This is a genomic window from Pseudonocardia tropica, assembly GCF_040105315.1.
In the GTDB taxonomy this organism is placed as follows: Bacteria; Actinomycetota; Actinomycetes; order Mycobacteriales; family Pseudonocardiaceae; genus Pseudonocardia; species Pseudonocardia alni.
On record NZ_JBEDNP010000002.1, the window covers coordinates 235,847 to 252,590 of the forward strand.

The 16,744-nt window shown below is 75.4% G+C and carries 16 protein-coding genes; 5 read left to right on the top strand and 11 right to left on the bottom strand.

Annotated features, from left to right (window positions below; genetic code table 11):
- Window positions 1-11 precede the first annotated feature (11 nt).
- The 5 genes from WHI96_RS04400 to WHI96_RS04420 all read right to left on the bottom strand — a co-directional run bounded on the left by WHI96_RS04400 (window position 12) and on the right by WHI96_RS04420 (window position 5,698).
- Window positions 12-557 carry a pyridoxamine 5'-phosphate oxidase family protein gene (locus WHI96_RS04400; protein ID WP_345650746.1) on the bottom strand — a complete coding sequence of 182 codons (546 nt, stop codon included), beginning with the start codon at window positions 555-557 and terminating at the stop codon, window positions 12-14.
- 86 nt (window positions 558-643) lie between these two features.
- On the bottom strand, window positions 644-1,876 hold the full coding sequence (locus WHI96_RS04405) for an MFS transporter (RefSeq protein WP_345650749.1): 1,233 nt from the start codon (window positions 1,874-1,876) through the stop codon (window positions 644-646).
- Between the two features lie 63 nt (window positions 1,877-1,939).
- Entirely contained in the window at window positions 1,940-2,575 is a 636-nt protein-coding gene (locus WHI96_RS04410) for a class I SAM-dependent methyltransferase (RefSeq protein ID WP_345650751.1), read from the bottom strand.
- On the bottom strand, window positions 2,568-4,115 hold the full coding sequence (locus tag WHI96_RS04415; protein WP_345650753.1) for an amidohydrolase: 1,548 nt from the start codon (window positions 4,113-4,115) through the stop codon (window positions 2,568-2,570). The genes WHI96_RS04410 and WHI96_RS04415 overlap by 8 nt, the downstream gene beginning before the upstream one ends.
- 5 nt (window positions 4,116-4,120) lie before the next feature.
- The gene (locus WHI96_RS04420) at window positions 4,121-5,698 is read right to left on the bottom strand and encodes a bifunctional phosphatase PAP2/diacylglycerol kinase family protein (RefSeq protein WP_345650755.1); all 1,578 of its coding nucleotides are present in this window, start codon (window positions 5,696-5,698) and stop codon (window positions 4,121-4,123) included.
- Between the two features lie 42 nt (window positions 5,699-5,740).
- Here WHI96_RS04420 and pafA point away from each other — a divergent pair, with 42 nt between their 5' ends.
- Complete coding sequence (gene pafA, locus WHI96_RS04425) at window positions 5,741-7,102, top strand: Pup--protein ligase (protein ID WP_345650758.1); 1,362 nt, start codon at window positions 5,741-5,743, stop codon at window positions 7,100-7,102.
- Between the two features lie 97 nt (window positions 7,103-7,199).
- On the opposite strand, the gene glsA (WHI96_RS04430) is transcribed toward pafA, so the two are convergent.
- From glsA (WHI96_RS04430) to WHI96_RS04455, 6 genes are all read right to left on the bottom strand, one after another.
- Window positions 7,200-8,195: a glutaminase A gene (glsA, locus tag WHI96_RS04430; protein ID WP_345650761.1), complete on the bottom strand. Its 996-nt coding sequence runs from the start codon at window positions 8,193-8,195 to the stop codon at window positions 7,200-7,202.
- A 37-nt stretch (window positions 8,196-8,232) separates the two neighbouring features.
- The gene (locus tag WHI96_RS04435; RefSeq protein ID WP_345650764.1) at window positions 8,233-9,321 is read right to left on the bottom strand and encodes a sugar-transfer associated ATP-grasp domain-containing protein; all 1,089 of its coding nucleotides are present in this window, start codon (window positions 9,319-9,321) and stop codon (window positions 8,233-8,235) included.
- 92 nt (window positions 9,322-9,413) lie between these two features.
- Window positions 9,414-10,463, bottom strand: coding sequence for a glutaminase A (gene glsA, locus WHI96_RS04440; RefSeq protein WP_345650766.1), 1,050 nt, complete (start codon window positions 10,461-10,463; stop codon window positions 9,414-9,416).
- A gap of 64 nt (window positions 10,464-10,527) precedes the next feature.
- Window positions 10,528-10,767 (bottom strand): hypothetical protein, encoded by a 240-nt coding sequence (locus WHI96_RS04445; RefSeq protein ID WP_345650769.1) that lies wholly within the window; start codon window positions 10,765-10,767, stop codon window positions 10,528-10,530.
- Window positions 10,768-10,871: 104 nt separating this feature from the next.
- Window positions 10,872-11,534, bottom strand: a complete 663-nt coding sequence (locus tag WHI96_RS04450) for a response regulator (RefSeq protein ID WP_345650772.1) — start codon at window positions 11,532-11,534, stop codon at window positions 10,872-10,874.
- A complete protein-coding gene (locus WHI96_RS04455; RefSeq protein WP_345650774.1) occupies window positions 11,527-13,569 on the bottom strand; it encodes a histidine kinase in 2,043 nt (680 codons plus the stop codon). The genes WHI96_RS04450 and WHI96_RS04455 overlap by 8 nt, the downstream gene beginning before the upstream one ends.
- A 151-nt stretch (window positions 13,570-13,720) precedes the next feature.
- Between WHI96_RS04455 and WHI96_RS04460 the strand changes: the two genes are divergently transcribed.
- The 4 genes from WHI96_RS04460 to tatA all read left to right on the top strand — a co-directional run bounded on the left by WHI96_RS04460 (window position 13,721) and on the right by tatA (window position 16,694).
- Window positions 13,721-14,131, top strand: a complete 411-nt coding sequence (locus WHI96_RS04460) for a hypothetical protein (protein WP_345650776.1) — start codon at window positions 13,721-13,723, stop codon at window positions 14,129-14,131.
- Window positions 14,132-14,211: 80 nt separating this feature from the next.
- The gene (locus WHI96_RS04465) at window positions 14,212-15,204 is read left to right on the top strand and encodes a helix-turn-helix transcriptional regulator (RefSeq protein WP_345650778.1); all 993 of its coding nucleotides are present in this window, start codon (window positions 14,212-14,214) and stop codon (window positions 15,202-15,204) included.
- Window positions 15,201-16,232, top strand: coding sequence for a helix-turn-helix transcriptional regulator (locus tag WHI96_RS04470; protein ID WP_345650781.1), 1,032 nt, complete (start codon window positions 15,201-15,203; stop codon window positions 16,230-16,232). Before WHI96_RS04465 ends, WHI96_RS04470 begins: the two co-directional genes overlap by 4 nt.
- Window positions 16,233-16,391: 159 nt before the next feature.
- A complete protein-coding gene (gene tatA, locus WHI96_RS04475; protein WP_345650784.1) occupies window positions 16,392-16,694 on the top strand; it encodes a Sec-independent protein translocase subunit TatA in 303 nt (100 codons plus the stop codon).
- The last annotated feature ends 50 nt before the right edge of the window (window positions 16,695-16,744 follow it).

Here is a 16,744-nt window from a genome sequence, read left to right on the forward strand (position 1 = left end):
GGCTCACCCTCTCAGGCGGGCGGCGCCACGGGCGCCGCGGACCCGGCGAGGCCGGCCGGGTCGGGGCTGTAGGCGACCATCCAGGTCGGCTCGATCCGGTAGAAGACGACCTCGTCCCAGACGAACCCCTCCGGTCCGTAGCAGCGCTGCAGGTGGTCGAGGGTCGCGGGCCACCGGGGGTGCGCGGGCGCGCCGGCCGGGTTGAGCGGGTGCGCGGTCCCGTGCGTGAAGATCCCGAGGTCGTCGCCGCGCAGGTGGGCGGCGCTGACCGCGGGGCGGGCCGCGAGGTGGCGGGCCTTGACCGCGCGCGGGTCGGTGCCCACGACCCACGCGCCGTGCAGGAGGTGCCCGTCCACGCCGCTGACGCGGGGCTCGCCCCGCCGCGTGGTGGTGGCCAGCGCCAGGGTGCAGATGCCGGTGGCGACCCGGACGAGCTGCTCGGCGGTGAGCGTCCGCTCCCCGGGGGTGACGATGGTGCGCAGGTGGTCGCCCGCGCCCGCGACGGAGGCGTCGAGGAGCCGCTGGAGGTCGGTGATCTCGGTCGTCGTCTCGAACATCCTGGAGGTCGGTCCTCTCGTCGGCCCGGGTCGGCGCCGACGAACATAACCGAATGCTCGTTCATGAACAACGGCGACCGGAGTGGTCAGACCGGGGCGCGCGCGTCGCGCCGCTGGATGACCAGCAGCGCCGCCAGCGCCAGCAGCGCGAGCACCGCGACCGCGACGCAGAACACGATGCCCGCGGTCCGCAGCCCCCACGCCTGGCTGGCCGCCCCCAGCCCGACGACCGGCAGCGAGATCGCCACGTAGACCACGACGAAGTACGACGACGTCGTCCCCGCCCGCTGGTGGGCCTCCACCCGCGCGTTCACCGCGGCCAGCCCCTTGGAGAACGTCATGCCCTGACCGACCCCGGCGACCACCGCGCCGGCCACCAGCTCGACCATCGAACCCTGCGCCACCGACACGGCGACGAGCACCAGCCCGGCCGCCAGCAGCACACAGCCCAGGTCCAGGATCCGCTCGGTGGGCGCGGTGCGGACCACGAGCTGCGCGAGGACCGAGGCACCCAGCAGCAACAGCGACATCGCCCCGGCGACGGCATGGCTCGGGTTCCCGACCAGCTCGGACACGATCCGCGGGGACAGCGCGGTGAACAGGCCCAGCACCGCGAAACCGGCGAACCCGGCCGTCGCCGCGGGCACGAACACCGCGCGCACCGCGGGCGGCACCTCGGGCCGCTGCGGCCGCAGCGCCGGGTGCGCGGGCCGGTCGGTCACCGTCTCCGGGGCGCCCAGCACGAGCAGCCCGCACAGCGCGACGGCGACGGCGTGCACCGCGAAGGACAGGTGCAGCGGCGCGGGCAGGAACTCCACTGCCACCCCGGCGAGTGCCGCGCCCAGCCCGAGCCCGCCGATGTTGGCGACGGTCGCGACCGCGGCCCCACGTTCCCGCCAGGACTGCGGTGCGGCCTCGATCACCGCGGCCGTCGCCGCCCCCGCGAAGATCCCGGCGGAGAACCCGGACAGCAGCCGCCCCACCAGCAGCACCCACACCGGACCCGCGACCAGGAACACCACGCTCGACGCCAGCGACAGCGCCACCCCGCCCAGCAGCACCGGTCGCCGCCCCAGCTGGTCCGACCACCGGCCGGTGACCAGCAGCGCGGCGAGCACACCGACCGCGTAGACGGCGAAGACCACGGTCTGCACGGTGGGGGAGAACCCGAGCTCGCGCTGGTAGAGCGCGTACATCGGGGTCGGCATCGTCGCCCCGAGCATCACCACGGCGAACGTGACGGCCAGGCCGGCGAAGGCGGCGGCCCGAGGCAGGCGGAGGATGGCGGAACCCCTTCCGGAGTACGTTGCGCGGTGCACCGGCCATGATCGCAGCCGGTCGGTGCGACGGCATCCGCAGTGGCGGCGGCCCCGGCCGCACGGTCAGGGGCGGCGCAGGACGTGCAGGTCCACCCCGTCGCGCAGCCGGCGGGTCGTGACCGTCCACGTCTCCCGGGCCGTGGCGAGCCAGCGCGGCGCCTCGGGGCGCCCCGGGTCGGCCAGCCACACCTGCCCGTCCGGGCCGGTCACCCGCGGCAGCAGCGCGGTGAGCGCGTCGGCGGCGGCCGCGCCGTAGAGCACGTCGGCGGCCAGGACCAGGTCCCAGGTGCGGCCGCCGACGGCGTCGTCGGCGCCGTCGAACGCGGCGACCGCCGTCGCGACCCGCAGGCCCGCGCGGCGCGCGGTCGCCGCCACCCACCCCGGAGCTGCGGGGGAGCGGTCGGTCGCGAGCACCGGGTGCGCCCCGGCCCGGGCGGCCACCAGCGACGGCAGCCCCAGCCCGCAGCTCAGCTCCAGCACCGAGCGTCCGGCGAGCAGGGCGGGGCCGGCGGTGTCCAGCGCCGTCGCCAGCGCCCGCCCGGACGGCCACAGCCGCGCCCAGTGCGGCGGGTGCAGCTCCTCCACACCCTCGTCGACGGCGACCGGGTCGAACGCGACGGCGTCCGGGTCGGCGGGGCGCAGCAGGTCCAGCGGCCCGCCCGGGAGCCCGACCCGCTCGCAGACCTGCGGGTCAGACACCGGCGCGGTGGGTGAACCGGCCGCCGACGAGCGTCGCCGCGACCGGCATGGCCCGCAGCGTCGCCGGGTCGCAGGAGGTCGGGTCGGCGTCGGTCAGCACGAGGTCGGCGGGCGCGCCCACGACGACCGCGGCGGCCGAGCCGTCCACCACCCCGAACGACGCCCCGAGCGCGGTCGCCCGGTCGATCTCCTGCTCGGGGTGCCAGCGGTCCCGGTCGTCGGCGGTGCGGTGCACGGCCGCGGCGAGCGCGATCCACGGGTCCAGCGGCGCCACCGGGGCGTCGGAGCCGAGCGCGAGGCGGGCCCCGGCGCGGTGCAGCGTCGCGAACGCGAACGCCCGGTCGGTGCGGCCCGCCCAGAGCCGGTCGGCGACGTCGCGGTCGTCGAGGGCGTGCTCGGGCTGCACGCTCGCGACCAGGCCGAGCCCGGCGAAGCGGGGCACGTCGTCGCCGGTGAGCAGCTGGGCGTGCTCGACCCGCCCGCGGGCCCCGGTCCCGGCGAACGCGTCGAGTACGAGGGTGTTGGCGTGGTCACCGATGGCGTGCAACGCCGCGGTGAGCCCACCCGCGTGCGCCCGGGCCAGCAGCGGGCGCAGCTGCGCCGGCGGGACCAGCAGCAGCCCGCACGGGTGCTCCAGGGGGTTCTCCGGCGGCGCGGGGTAGGGGTCGTAGCAGTAGGCGGTGCGGGTGTTGAGCGACCCGTCGGTGATCACCTTCAGCGGGCCCGCGGTGAGCAGGCCCCCGGTGCCCTCGACGACGTCGCCGCTGCGCAGCCCGGTGGCCAGGGCGTCGTCGAGGCGGTCGGGCCACACCGACGCCTCGACCCGCAGCCCGGTCGTGCCGCCGGCGATCCGGCGCCGCCAGTCCGGCAGCGACCACGGCGCCTCGAAGTCGACAACGCCCACCACCCCGCGCGCCGAGGCCGCGGCGACGGCGTCGGCGACGAACCCGTCGAGGGCCTCGGTCGGCGCGTCCTGCAGCGCGGGGGACACGACGGCGAAGAACTCCGACTCCCGGATCCGGCCGGTCGGGTGTCCGCCGTGCCCGAAGCGGGCCAGCGCGGCGCCGTTGAGCCAGCCCTGGTGCAGGTCCCCGGACACCAGCACGACCGGGGTGTCACCGGTGACCGGGTCGAGCAGCGAGCGGTGCGCCTCGTCGGGCCACAGCGCGTCGCGGAACCCGAACCCGACCAGCACCTCACCGACGGCGGGCGGCGCGGTCGCCATCCGGGCCGCGACGAGTGCCGCGGCGTCGGCGGCCGAGCGCGCGCCGGACACGTCGAGCCTGCGGCGGGCCAGCGCCCACTGCGCCATGTGCACGTGGTGGTCCCACAGCCCCGGCAGCAGCGCCCGCCCGTCGCACGCGACGAGCTCCGCGCCGCCCGGGTCGAGCCCGGCGCCCACGGCGCGCACCCGGCCCCCGTCCAGGAGCACGTCGACGGGGCCGCCCAGGCCGTCGCAGCCGGGCCGCAGCGGCCGCACCGACCGCAGCAGCACGGTGCCCGTCGCCACGGTGTCCGTCGCCACGGTGCCCGTCGGCACGCCGCTCATCCCTGGAACGGGCGGTCCCGCCCGGTCCAGCGGTCCTCGTCGCGGCGGTAGACCGGGATCGGCTTCTCGGCGACCCGGAAGGTGTAGCGCCCGGCCTCCTCGACGACCTCGCCGTCGGTGGCCAGCATGCTCGGCTCCAGCAGCTCGACGTCGAGGCGGGGCACCTCCCGCTGGTGGTAGACCCGGCTGTGCCCGAGGGCCCCCAGGATCAGGGCGAGCACCACCCGCAGCCGGGAGAACCGCACGTCGGCGCGCAGCCACCGGACGTCGAGCAGGCCCGAGTCCAGTGTCGGCCGCCAGGCGGGCACCGCGCCGCGCGGGTGGTAGGGACCGTTGCCGACGAACAGGAACCAGACCTTGTACCAGCGGTCCCCGATCCGGACCGAGATCTTCTCCGAGCGCTGCAGCACCGTGATCAGCGCCGCGGCGAACGCAGGCCACTTGCCGTAGCGCGGCTGCCACTGCTCCCGCAGCCGCACCAGCTCCGGGTAGGAGCCGATCGAGGCGGTGTTGATGAAGTAGCGGGTGCGGGTGACCGAGATGTCGTGCGGGTCGTCGAGGCGGCCCGGGTGGGCCTCGACCAGCGCCAGGTCGACCGCGACGGCCTCGCCGGCCTGGGTGGCGTCGACGGCCTCCTGGGTGTCGTAGACGCCGACGTCGCGGGCGAAGTGGTTCAGCGTCCCGCCCGGCACGACGACCAGCGGCAGGCCGTGCCGGTCGGCGACCGCGGCGGCGGTGGCGACGGTGCCGTCCCCGCCGGCGACGCCGACGGCGCGCACCCACTGCCCGCGCTCGGCGATCGCGTCGGTCAGCATGTCCTCGACCTTCACCCCGTCCCCGACGACGAGGTGGTGCGCCGCGGGCAGCCGCTCCCGGACCTCCTCGGACACGTCGTGGTCGGGCGGTCCGGAGAACGGGTTCGACACGATGACCAGGCCCTCGCCCTGCGGCAGGACCGGGACGGTGTCGATCGGGCGGGCGCGGGCCTCGTCGCTGGGCCGCACCGGCCACCAGCGGTCCGTCAGCTTCGCCACGCCGGTCCCGATCGCCGCGCCGACCAGCACGTCGGAGGTCCAGTGCACGCCCACGTGCACCCGCGACCAGCCCACCAGCGCCGCCAGCGGCACCACGACCGGCGCGGCCCGGCGGTTCTCCATCACCACCGCCGTCGCGAACGCCGCGGCCGAGGCGGCGTGCCCCGACGGGAACGACGACGACGACGGCGGGTCGGCCACCGTCCGGTAGGCGGGCAGCTCCGCCGCGGCCGGCCGTCGGCGCGGCAGCAACGGCTTGAGCAGCGCGTTCGCGGTGAAGCTGGTCAGCGCGATGGACGCGATCCCGCGCATCGCCGCCTTGCGCCCGGCCCCCCGGCGCACCGACAGCGCCGCGGCGATCGCGAACCACAGCACGCTGTGGTCGGCGGTGCGGGTGAGCCGCCGCAACGAGGTGTCCACCCGGCTCGGTGGACGGCTCGCGATGAACTCGGTGACCGCCCGGTCGGCCCGGGAGACCGAGTCCACCCCGCGGTCCAGACGACGGGACCTGCGGGCGACGCGTTCGAACCATCCACTCACAGTCGTGACAGTAGAGGGGGTCGGGCGCCTACCCTGAACGGCATGCAGCGTCGGATCTTCGGGGTCGAGACGGAGTTCGGTGTCACGTGCACCTTCCACGGGCAGCGCCGACTGTCCCCGGACGAGGTGGCGCGCTACCTCTTCCGCCGGGTGGTGTCGTGGGGCCGGTCCTCCAACGTCTTCCTCCGCAACGGTGCCCGTCTCTACCTCGACGTCGGGTCGCACCCCGAGTACGCCACGGCGGAGTGCGACTCGCTGACCCAGCTCGTGTCGCACGACAAGGCAGGCGAACGGATCCTCGAGGACCTCCTCGTCGACGCCGAGCGGCGCCTGGTCGACGAGGGCATCGGCGGGGACATCTACCTGTTCAAGAACAACACCGACTCCGCGGGGAACTCCTACGGCTGCCACGAGAACTACCTCGTCGCGCGGCAGGGCGAGTTCTCCCGGATCGCCGACGTGCTCCTGCCGTTCCTGGTCACCCGCCAGCTCATCTGCGGTGCCGGGAAGGTCCTGCAGACCCCGCGCGGCGCCGTCTACTGCCTGTCCCAGCGGGCCGAGCACATCTGGGAGGGTGTCTCCTCGGCGACGACCCGGTCCCGGCCGATCATCAACACCCGCGACGAGCCGCACGCCGACGCCGAGCGCTACCGGCGGCTGCACGTGATCGTCGGCGACTCGAACATGTCCGAGGTGACGACCCTGCTGAAGGTCGGGTCGGCGACGCTGGTGCTGGAGATGATCGAGGCCGGCGTCCAGTTCCGGGACTTCACCCTGGACAACCCGATCCGCGCGATCCGCGAGATCAGCCACGACCTCACCGGGCGCCGCCCGGTCCGGATGGCCGGCGGCCGGGAGGCCTCGGCGCTGGACATCCAGCGCGAGTACCACGCCCGCGCCGTGGAGTACCTGGAGGCGACCGGGCACCCGGACCCGGCCATGGCGCGCGTCGTCGAGCTGTGGGGCCGCACCCTCGACGCCGTCGAGTCCCAGGACCTGTCGAAGATCGACCGCGAGATCGACTGGGCGATCAAGCACCGGCTGGTGGAGCGCTACCGGGCCAAGCACGACCTGGACCTCTCCAGCGCCCGGGTCGCCCAGCTCGACCTGGCCTACCACGACGTCCGGCGCGGCCGCGGCCTGTTCGACATGCTCCAACGCAAGGCGCTGGTCGACCGGGTCACCGACGACGGCGAGATCGAGGCGGCCAAGGACACCCCGCCGCAGTCGACCCGGGCGAAGCTGCGCGGGGACTTCATCGCCGCCGCCCAGGCCGCCGGGCGGGACTTCACGGTCGACTGGGTGCACCTGAAGCTGAACGACCAGGCCCAGCGCACCGTGCTGTGCAAGGACCCGTTCCGCGCCGTCGACGAGCGGGTCGACCGCCTGATCGCCTCGCTCTGACCCGCCGCGCCCCGTCCCCGGGTGCGCACTCATGGAGCGAAAGCCCCGTGGCACCGGGCTTTTGCTCCATGAGTGCGGTCCCGAGGGGGTGGGCAGGTCAGTCGGGCTGGGCCACGCGGCCGAAGCGGGACTCCGACGGGTCGGCGAACACGTGCAGCCCGAAGCGGCGGGACAGCTCCCGGCAGACCGCGACCCCGCGCACGGAGTTGCCGTGCCGGTCCAGGCCGGGGGAGTACACCCCCAGCCCGAACCACCGCGGCAGCACGCCCATGATCCCGCCGGACACGCCGCTCTTGGCCGGGATGCCGACGTCGTGGGCCCACTCGCCCGCGGCGTCGTACATCCCGCACATGCTCGTCACGCTGATCACCGTGCGCAGGTGCTCGCGGAGCAGCGCCCGTTCACCGGTCAGCGGGTTGACCCCGCCGTGGGCCAGGGTCGCGCCCATCGCCGACAGCTCCGGTGCGGTGACCGTGATCGAGCAGGCGGCGAGGTAGACGTAGAGGGTGTCGTCGATGTCGCCGTGCAGCATCCCCAGGCTCCGCATGAGGTAGCTGAGCCCGAGGTTGCGGTCGTTGGAGACCAGTTGCTCGTCGAGGACCGCGCGGTCGATCTCCAGCGACGGGTTGCCGGTGTAGACGCGGTTGCGCTCCAGCAGCCGCTGCGCCCGCTCCTCCTTCGTGGCCCCCTTGACCAGGTTCGCCGCGACCAGCGCCCCGGCGTTGATCATCGGGTTGAACGGCCGGTTGTGCGCCTCGTCGAAGGTGATGGAGTTGAACGGGTCACCGGACGGCTCGACGCCGACCCGGCGCAGCGTCTCGTCGAGCCCGTTGTCCTCCAGCGCGAGCCCGTAGGTGAAGACCTTCGAGATCGAGTGCAGCGGGAAACGGACGTCGCAATCGCCGACCTGCCACTGCGTGCCGTCGACGTTCGTGCCGGCCAGGCCGAACTCCTCGGCCCGGGCCTCCATCGACGCCGGGTAGTAGCTGACGACCTCCTCGCCGGGCAGCAGGACGCCGCTGCCGGCGGTGCAGGTGCGGCGGAGGTCCTCGAGCTGCTGCTGGACCAGTTCGCGTTCGGCCTGCGCGACCATCGGTGTCCCTTTCGTCGGGGGTGTCCGGTCGCAGAACCTACTGCCCCGGCCGCCGCGGGGCCGGGATCCGGGCCACGGGGCGCCACAACCGCTCCCAGCCCATGTCCGCGAAGCACGGGCCCTGGGTGGCCTCGGAGAACTTGATGTCGTTGTGCCCGGCGTTCCACTCCAGCACGACCGGCCGCTCGTCGGCGTCGACGGTCAGGTCCCACCCGACGCACCGCGCGAAGGGCATCCGGCGGTGCAGCTCCAGCACCGCGTCGACGCAGGCCGCGAACCCGGGGACGGCGACGCCCGCGAACCCGGTCCCCGAGTCCGGGTGCGCGGTGAGCGTGGTCCAGCGGGGGGTGAAGCCCTCGGCGGCGAGCCGGCCGTCCCGCAGGCCGACGGCCACGCGCACGTGGCTGCCCGACCGCACGTGGGTGTCGACGGCGCGCCCGAAGCGCAGGTAGGCAGCCCGCAGCGACGCCGTCCCGTCGTCGGCGACCGCGGTCGTGACGCGCATCGTGGCCACCGAGCCGGGGGTGAACGTCGCCAGCAGCGGGTGCTGCTCGGCCCAGCTCTGGAACACCCCCGACGGCAGCCGGTCGACCGAGGCCGGGTCGAAGCGGTCGCGGTGCAGCACGTGAACGCCGTCGCCCTGGATGGAGTCGTCGGACTTGAACACCGCGCGGTCGGTGCCGGCGAACAGCACCGACGCGAGCGCGGCGCGGTCGAGGTGGCGCAGGTCGCGGTCGTAGAGGCCGCCGTTGACCCAGTAGGCGACGTCGGCGATCAGGTCGGACTGCAGCAGCCGCCGTGACAGCGGCTTGAGCTTCGAGACCTCGCCGTAGGGCCCCTGCACGGCGGGCAGCACGACCCGGCCGTAGTAGTTGTCGGGGATCCAGCCCTCCCGGAACTCCCCGGCCACCGCGGTGTAGACGCGCAGCCAGGGTGCGTAGCCGCGCCAGCCCAGCACGTCGCCGGCGTAGGCGTCGCACGCCCGGGTCAGCGCCGGATCGGTCGGGCCGCGCTCGGCCTCGATCGTGGCGAGCAGCGCCGACGCCTCGGTGCGGTGGCGGCGGTGGAACCGGTAGGCACCGGCCTGGCGCACCGCGCGGTCGGCGACGGAATCCAATGCGGACATGCGACCTGCTCCCGGGACGGCGGACGTCGAGGAGCACACCCTGTCACGACGACGGCGGTCTGACACCCGTCCGTCGAGGGCGGGCCGGGCGGTCAGAGCCCGTCGGGCAGCCACCCGTCGCCGGAGGGGTACATCTCGGTCGCCTCCTCCCGCCGGCCCGGACGCACGATCCGGCCCAGCCGCGACTCCGACGGGTCGGCGAACACGTGCAGCCCGAACCGGTCCGACAGCTCCCGGCACACCGCGACCCCGCGCACCGAGTTGCCGTGCCGGTCCAGCCCGGGGGAGTAGACGCCGACCCCGATCGCGTCCGGGATCGCCGCCAGGATCGCCCCGGACACGCTCGACTTGGCCGGGATGCCGACCTCGTAGGCCCACTGGCCCGCCGCGTCGTACATGCCGCACATGCTCATCACGCTGAGCACGTCCCGGGTGTAGGTCCGGGGCAGCGCAGGCACCCCGGTGAACGGGTTCGCCCCGCCCCGGGCCAGGGTCGCCGCCATCGTCGACAGCTCCGCGGCGGTCACGGTCACCGAGCAGGCCGCCAGGTAGACGTAGAGGTTGTCCTCGATGTTGCCGTGCAGCATCCCCAGGCTGCGCATCAGGTACGACAGCGCGACGTTGCGGTCGTTGGACACCAGCTGCTCGGCGAGGATGTCCTCGTCGACGGCCAGGTCCGGGTTGCCCGCGTAGATCCGCAGCCGGGTGAGCAGCCGCTCGACCTTCTCCTCCCTGGTGGCGCCGTGCACCAGGTTGACCGCGACCAGCGCCCCCGCGTTGATCATCGGGTTGAACGGGCGGTGGTTGACCTCGTCGAAGCTGATCGAGTTGAACGGGTCGCCGGAGGGCTCGACCCCGACCCGCAGCAGGACCTCCTCGCGGCCGTTGTCCTCCAGTGCCAGGCCGTAGGTGAACACCTTGGAGATCGAGTGCAGCGGGAAGCGGACCCCCGCGTCGCCGACCTCCCACTGGGTGCCCTCGATGTCGGTGGCGGCCAGCCCGAACAGCTGTGCCCGCCCGGCCATCGACGGCGGGTAGTAGGCGACGACCCGCCCGTCGGGCACCCCACCGGGGCTCCCGACCGCCCGGTGCAGCTCCTCGAGCTGCCGCTGCACGATCGCGCGCTCGGTCTGCTGCTCCATCGGCGCCCCTCCTCGCGGACCGGTCCGTCCGGTGCGGAGCGCAACCTAGATCACCGGTGCACCGTCACTCGATCCCGGGCATGATCCGGCGGCGCAGCTCGGCCAGCTCGTCCTGGACGTCCGGGTCGGCCGGACCCGCCTTCTCCGGGGCCGGGGCGATCCCCATCGACCGCAGCAGCCCGGTCGCGGCCGCGGCCGGGTCCCCGGCCTCCCCGAGCACCGGGTGCAGACCCTGGTCGGCCAGGTGGTGGAACACCAGGTTCACCACGGTCCACGGGTTGAACGTCTCCTGCTCGCCGGACATGCGCCACCTCCACGTGCCGGTACGGCCGCGGTGCCGCACCTGCGGCCGAGCCTTTTCCGTGCGCGCGCCGCCGTCAACGACCCTGTCGCAGGATGAGACACCGGTCAGCGGCGACCGGTCCCGAGACCGGCGTCGCGGGCGGCCACGATCGCCGCGGCCCGGTCCACCACCCCCAGCTTCAGGAAGACCGAGGACACGTAGTTGCGGACGGTCTGGTGGCTCAGGTGCAGCTCGGCCGCGATCACCGGGTTCGCCAGTCCCGCCGCGACGAGGTCGAGCACCTCCCGCTCGCGGACGCTGAGCTGCGGGAACACCTCCGGGGCCGCGGCCGTGCCCCGGTGCACCGCCAGGACGGCGTCGGCCACCGCGGGCCCCAGCACCGACCCGCCGGCCGCGACGATCCGGATCGCCGCGGCGATCTCGGCCTCGTCGGAGCCCTTCACCAGGTAGCCGCGGGCACCGGCGCGCAGCGCGGCCAGCACCGTGCCGTCGTCGGACAGCATCGTCAGCACCACGACCGCGACGTCGGGGTGGCTCTCGGCGAGCCGTGCGGTGACCGTGACCCCGTCCGGGCCGGGCAGGTGCAGGTCCAGCACCACCAGGTCGGGCCGGGTGGTCGCGACGGCGGCGAGCGCCGCGTCGCCGTCCGCGGCCTCGCCGGCGACCTCGGCGTCGGGCATCCGCTCCACCACCCCGCGCAGCCCGGCCCGGAACAGCGGGTGGTCGTCGACGACCAGCACCCGCACCGGGCGCCCCGGCTCACCCACCGGACCGCCCCCCGCCCACCGGGAGCACGGCCCGGACCAGGGTGCCCGCGGGCACCCGGGGGAGCACCTCCAGCGTCCCGCCCAGCGACCGGGCCCGCTCCGACATCGACGCCAGCCCGGTCCCGCCGCCCGGCGCCGCACCGCCCGAGCCGTCGTCCTCGATCTCCAGGCACAGCCGCGGCCCGTCGAGGGCCAGCCGCACCGAACAGCGCCCGGCCCCCGCGTGGCGCAGCACGTTCGTGATCGCCTCGGAGGTGATCCGGTAGGCGGCGACCTCGACGGCGGCGGGCAGCGTCGTGCCGTCCAGCCCGCTCTGCACGACGAACCGCGGCGCGCTGTCGGCGTGTCGGAACGTGGTGAGGTACCGGTCCAGCGCCCCGGCCAGGCCGAGCTCGTCCAGCGCCGGGGGCCGCAGCGCGTCCACGATCCGCCGCAGCTCACCGATCACGTCCCGGACCTCGGACTTGACCGCGTCCACCCGGTCCGGGACCGCCCCGGCCGGGTCGGCACCCCGCGCGGCGTGCGCGATCCCGTCCAGGGCGAGGACCAGCGCCGCCAGCGACGGCCCGACGCCGTCGTGCAGGTCGGCCCGCAGGCGTCTCCGTTCCCGCTCCAGCGCCTCCACCAGCGCCTCCCGGGACCGGCGCAGCTCGGCGCGCAGCACCGCCGCCTGCACCGTCGCGGCCAGCGGGCGCGCCAGGTCCGCCAGCAGGACCCGGTCGCGCGCGGTCAGCGGCTCCCCGGGACGGCGGGTCGCGACGTGCAGCTCACCCACCGGGGTCCCCTGGTGCAGCAGCGGCACGGTCTCCACCGCGCGTCCGTCGCCGGGGCGGTGGCCGAGCACCGACTCGGTGCCGCGCTCTCCGCCGCTCCCGTCCGCCGGGCCGTCGTGGACCCGCAGCGACACGTACGGGACCCGCAGCGCGGTGCGGACCTCGGCCAGCGCCACCCCCGGGACGTCCTCGGGGTCCAGGTTCGCCTCGAGCCGCTCGGCCAGCCGGGTCAGCGCGGCGTAGGGGTCGTCACGGTCGCCGTGGATCAGGGTCCGCGCCATCCGCTGCACCCGCGACAGCAGCGGCGCGAGCACCAGCGCGACCGTGGCCGCGCCCAGCAGCGCCGCGCCCTCGGGCAGGACCCGGTCGGCCAGACCGACCACCCCGACGTAGACCAGCAGCAGGCACAGCGCGACCGTCCCGAACACCAGCGTCCGGTGCAGCGCCGGCTCGACGCCCCAGAGCCGGTGCCGCACCACCGAGACCGTGATCGCCAGCGCGGCCAGGCCCAGCGCCAGGCCGGTGAGCACGTCGCTCACCGGGGGCCCCGGGACGAACAGCGACGCCGCGACCACCGCGGCCGCCAGCAGGAACCAGCGCAGCCGCGCCCGCCCCCCGGTGTCGCCGCGCAGGTAGGTCACCACCGCGGCGGGCACGCAGACGAACGCCGCCGCGAACACGCACCCCACGACGAGCCCCTCCACCAGCGGCGTCACCCACCACGGGCCGGTCACCAGCGGGTTCTCGGCCAGTCCCAGGGCCACCCGTGGTTCGAGCAGGCTCAGCACCGGCACCGCGACCAGCACGACCAGCAGCACCCGTTCGGCGACCGTCCAGAACCGGCCGGCGGGCCGCCCGTCCGGGAACCACAGCGGCAGCAGCGTGATGAGGGCCAGGAACGGCGTCCAGGTGGCGCCCGCGACCAGCGCCGCCCACTCCGCCCCGGGCAGCGCACCGGGGCGGCTCCGCAGCGCGTAGTCGGCCCAGCTCAGCGCCAGGAACGACACCCCGAGACCGGCGGCCGACAGCAGCACCAGACCGATCCGGTGCCCCGGCCTGCGCGCGAGGACGAACGCACCCGCCGGCGGGACGAGCACCCCGACCACGGCGTTCACGACGTACACCGACCCGGGCCCGAGCGTCCGCCAGTTCACCACCGCCGGCGGGACGGCCGCGGCGACGCACACCGCGGACCCGACGGCCACCGCCCACACGGCGACGACGGTGCCGCGGCGGGCCGGTCGTATCCCGGCGGGTTCCACCGGCCCATCATCGTGCGCCGGGGTCCCGCTGTCACCGGACACCGGTCACGGACCGGACGGGTACACCGGTCCCTGGCCGCGGGACCGCCGCCCGCGCTGCACTCGTCGTCGTCCGTCGGGTGACGGGTCGAACGGGAGAGGGTGGACGGCGATGACGGGGACCGATCGATGGCTGGCGATCACCGCGGGGGCGGGTGTGCTGGGCGGCGTCGCGTGGACGGCGAAGGTCGTGACGCTGTGGGCGACCGGTACGGAGGGCGGACTGGACCAGCTGTTCTTCGGGGTGGGGTTCGCCGCGCTGCTGCTCGCGGCGACCGGGCCGGGGGTGTGGCTGCTGCGCAGGCGGCCGGTGGCGTGGCGGGTCCTGGGCGGTGTCCTCGGACCGCCCCTGGGGGTCCTGGTCTTCCTCGTGGGGGTGCAGGGGGCGGTGGAGCCGGTGAACCCGGCGCTGCCGTTCGGGCTGGCGGGGGAGGTCGGGATCGTGCTCGCCGCCCTCGCCGGGGTCGTGCTCGGCGGCGGGCGGCTGGTGCGGGTCGTCGGTGACCCGGTGTCGGCGACCTGAGGCGCCCCCCGGCGCGGTCCCGGGTGCCCGCGGCCCGGGGCGCCCGATCCGTCCCGTCCGGCCTGGCTACGATGCCCGTCGTGTCCTCCGCCCGCGCCGAGCGACTGGTCAACCTGGTGCTCTGCCTGATGTCGACGCGCCAGTACCTGTCCGCGGAGCGGATCCGGTCCATCGTCCCCGGCTACGCCGACGGCACCGGCGACGAGGCGTTCTTCCGGATGTTCGAGCGGGACAAGGCCGAGCTGCGCGAGCTGGGCGTGCCCCTGGAGACCGGCCACAACTCGGTGTTCGACACCGTCGAGGGCTACCGGATCGCCCGGGCCGACTACGAGCTCGGCGAGATCCACCTCGACCCGGACGAGGCGACCGTCGTCGCGCTGGCCGGGAACCTGTGGGACTCTCCGGAGCTGGCCGGCGCCGCGCACGGGGCGCTGGTGAAGCTGCGCGCCGCGGGCGTCGAGGTCGCCGAGACCCCGGCCGCGGCGATCCGGCCGGGCGCCGCCGCGGGTGAGCCGGCCCTCGCGCCGCTGCTGGGCGCGGTGCGCACCGGCCGCGTGGTCACCTTCGACCACCGCCGCGGCGGCCCCACCGGGGAGCTGGTGCGGCGGACCGTCGAGCCCTGGGGCGTGGTGTCGTTCCGGGGCCGCTGGTACCTGGTGGGCCACGACCGCGACCGCGACGACGTGCGCTGTTTCCGGCTCTCCCGCGTCGAGGGCCCGGTGCGTGCCGTCGGACCGGAGGGCGCGGTCACCGTGCCCGCCGGTGTCGACCTGCGGGCGCTGGTGCGTGCCTCGGCGGGCCCGCAGCCGGTGTCGGGCACCGCGCGGGTCTGGGTCGCGGCGGGACGCGCGGCCGGGCTGCGCCGCGCCGGCCGCGAGCGCGGGCCACGCGAGCACGCCGGACGGCCGGGCGTGGAGATCGAGCTGGACCTGCGCGACCGGGGCACCGTCGCGCGGTGGCTGGCCGGGCACGGCCCGGACGTCGCCGTCCTCGACCCGCCGGAGCTGGCCCGCGCGGTCCGCGAGCTGTGGGAGGCCGCGCTCGGTGCCGGTGCCCTCGGGACCCGCACGTGAGCCGCCAGGGCGTCGCCCGGCGCCTGCCCCGGCTGCTGTCGCTGGTGCCCTACCTGCGGGCGCACCCCGGGGTGCCGGTCGCCGAGGCCGCCGCGGACTTCGGCGTCGACGAACGGCAGCTGCGCAAGGACCTGGAGCTGCTGTGGATGTGCGGGCTACCCGGCTACGGGCCGGGTGACCTGGTCGACCTGTCGTTCGCCGGGGACACCGTCGACGTCGTCTTCGACGCCGGGCTGACCCGGCCGCTGCGCCTGACCACCACCGAGGCGACCGCGCTGCTCGTGGCGCTGCGGATGCTGCACCAGACCGCCGGGGTCGTCGACTCCGACGCCGTCGGGCGGGCCATCGCGAAGGTCGAGGCCGCGGTGGGGGAGGCGGCCGGTCCGGGCGGTCTGCTCACCGTCGAGTCCGGGATCGGCGAGCGCGACACCACCGCCGTCGTGCGCCGGGCGCTCGACCGCGGGCGCGCGCTGCGCATCGTCTACTTCACCGCGGGCCGTGACGCGGTGTCCCGCCGCGACGTCGACCCCATGCGGCTGGTCGTCAGCGGCGGGCGCGGCTACCTGGAGGCGTGGTGCCGCCGCGCCGAGGACGTGCGGATGTTCCGCCTGGACCGGGTGGAGCAGGCCGAGGAGCTCGACGAACCGGCCCGCGCCCATCCCGAGGCCCGGTCCGTCGACGTCTCGCACGGGCTGTTCAGCCCGCGGGCCGAGCACCGGTACGCGGTGCTGGAGCTCGACCCGGACGCGCACTGGGTCGCCGAGTACTACCCGGTCGACGAGGTGCGCACCGGCGCCGGTGCGCCGGTCGAGGGCGACCCGCCGCCCGCCGCGCCGGACCCGGTGCCCGCGGCGGCGGGCGGCGACGACCGGCTCCGGGTGCTGCTCCGCTTCGCCGACGACGACTGGCTGGTCCGCCTCGTGCTGGGGCTCGGTGGCGCGGCCCGCATCGTCGAGCCCCCCGAGCTGGCGACGGCGGTGCGCGAACGGGCCCGCGAGGCCCTGCGGATCGCCGACGCATCACCCTGAGTCACCTCGATCGTGTCGGGAGGGGAATGCGACAGGATGACGACGACGGAATGAACACCGGGTGACCTGAGCCACGTCCCGGGACGGGGGGACCGGGCGACCGATTCGCCCGTGTCTACACTCGGTGTCGACCCGGCCCGATCGACGCGAGGTGGACCCATGCCCGGTGGCTACGAGTGGCTGATCATCATCGCCGTTCTGCTCCTGCTGTTCGGCGCGAAGAAGCTGCCCGAGATGGCGCGGTCGGTCGGTCAGTCCGCCCGCGTGTTCAAGGGCGAGATGAAGGGCCTCAAGGACGACGACGCGCGCACCCGGCAGGCCGAGGAGCCCCAGCCCGCCCAGGAGCTGCCCGCGGCCGCCCCGGCGCCGCAGCAGACCGCCCCGGCGCCGCAGCAGACCGCTCCGGCTCCGCAGCAGCCGCCCGCGCAGGCCACCGACCGGCCCGCCGGTCCGACCGCCTGAGGCACCTCCTCCCGTGAAGGCACCGTTCCGTCGGAAGCGCAGGCTGAACC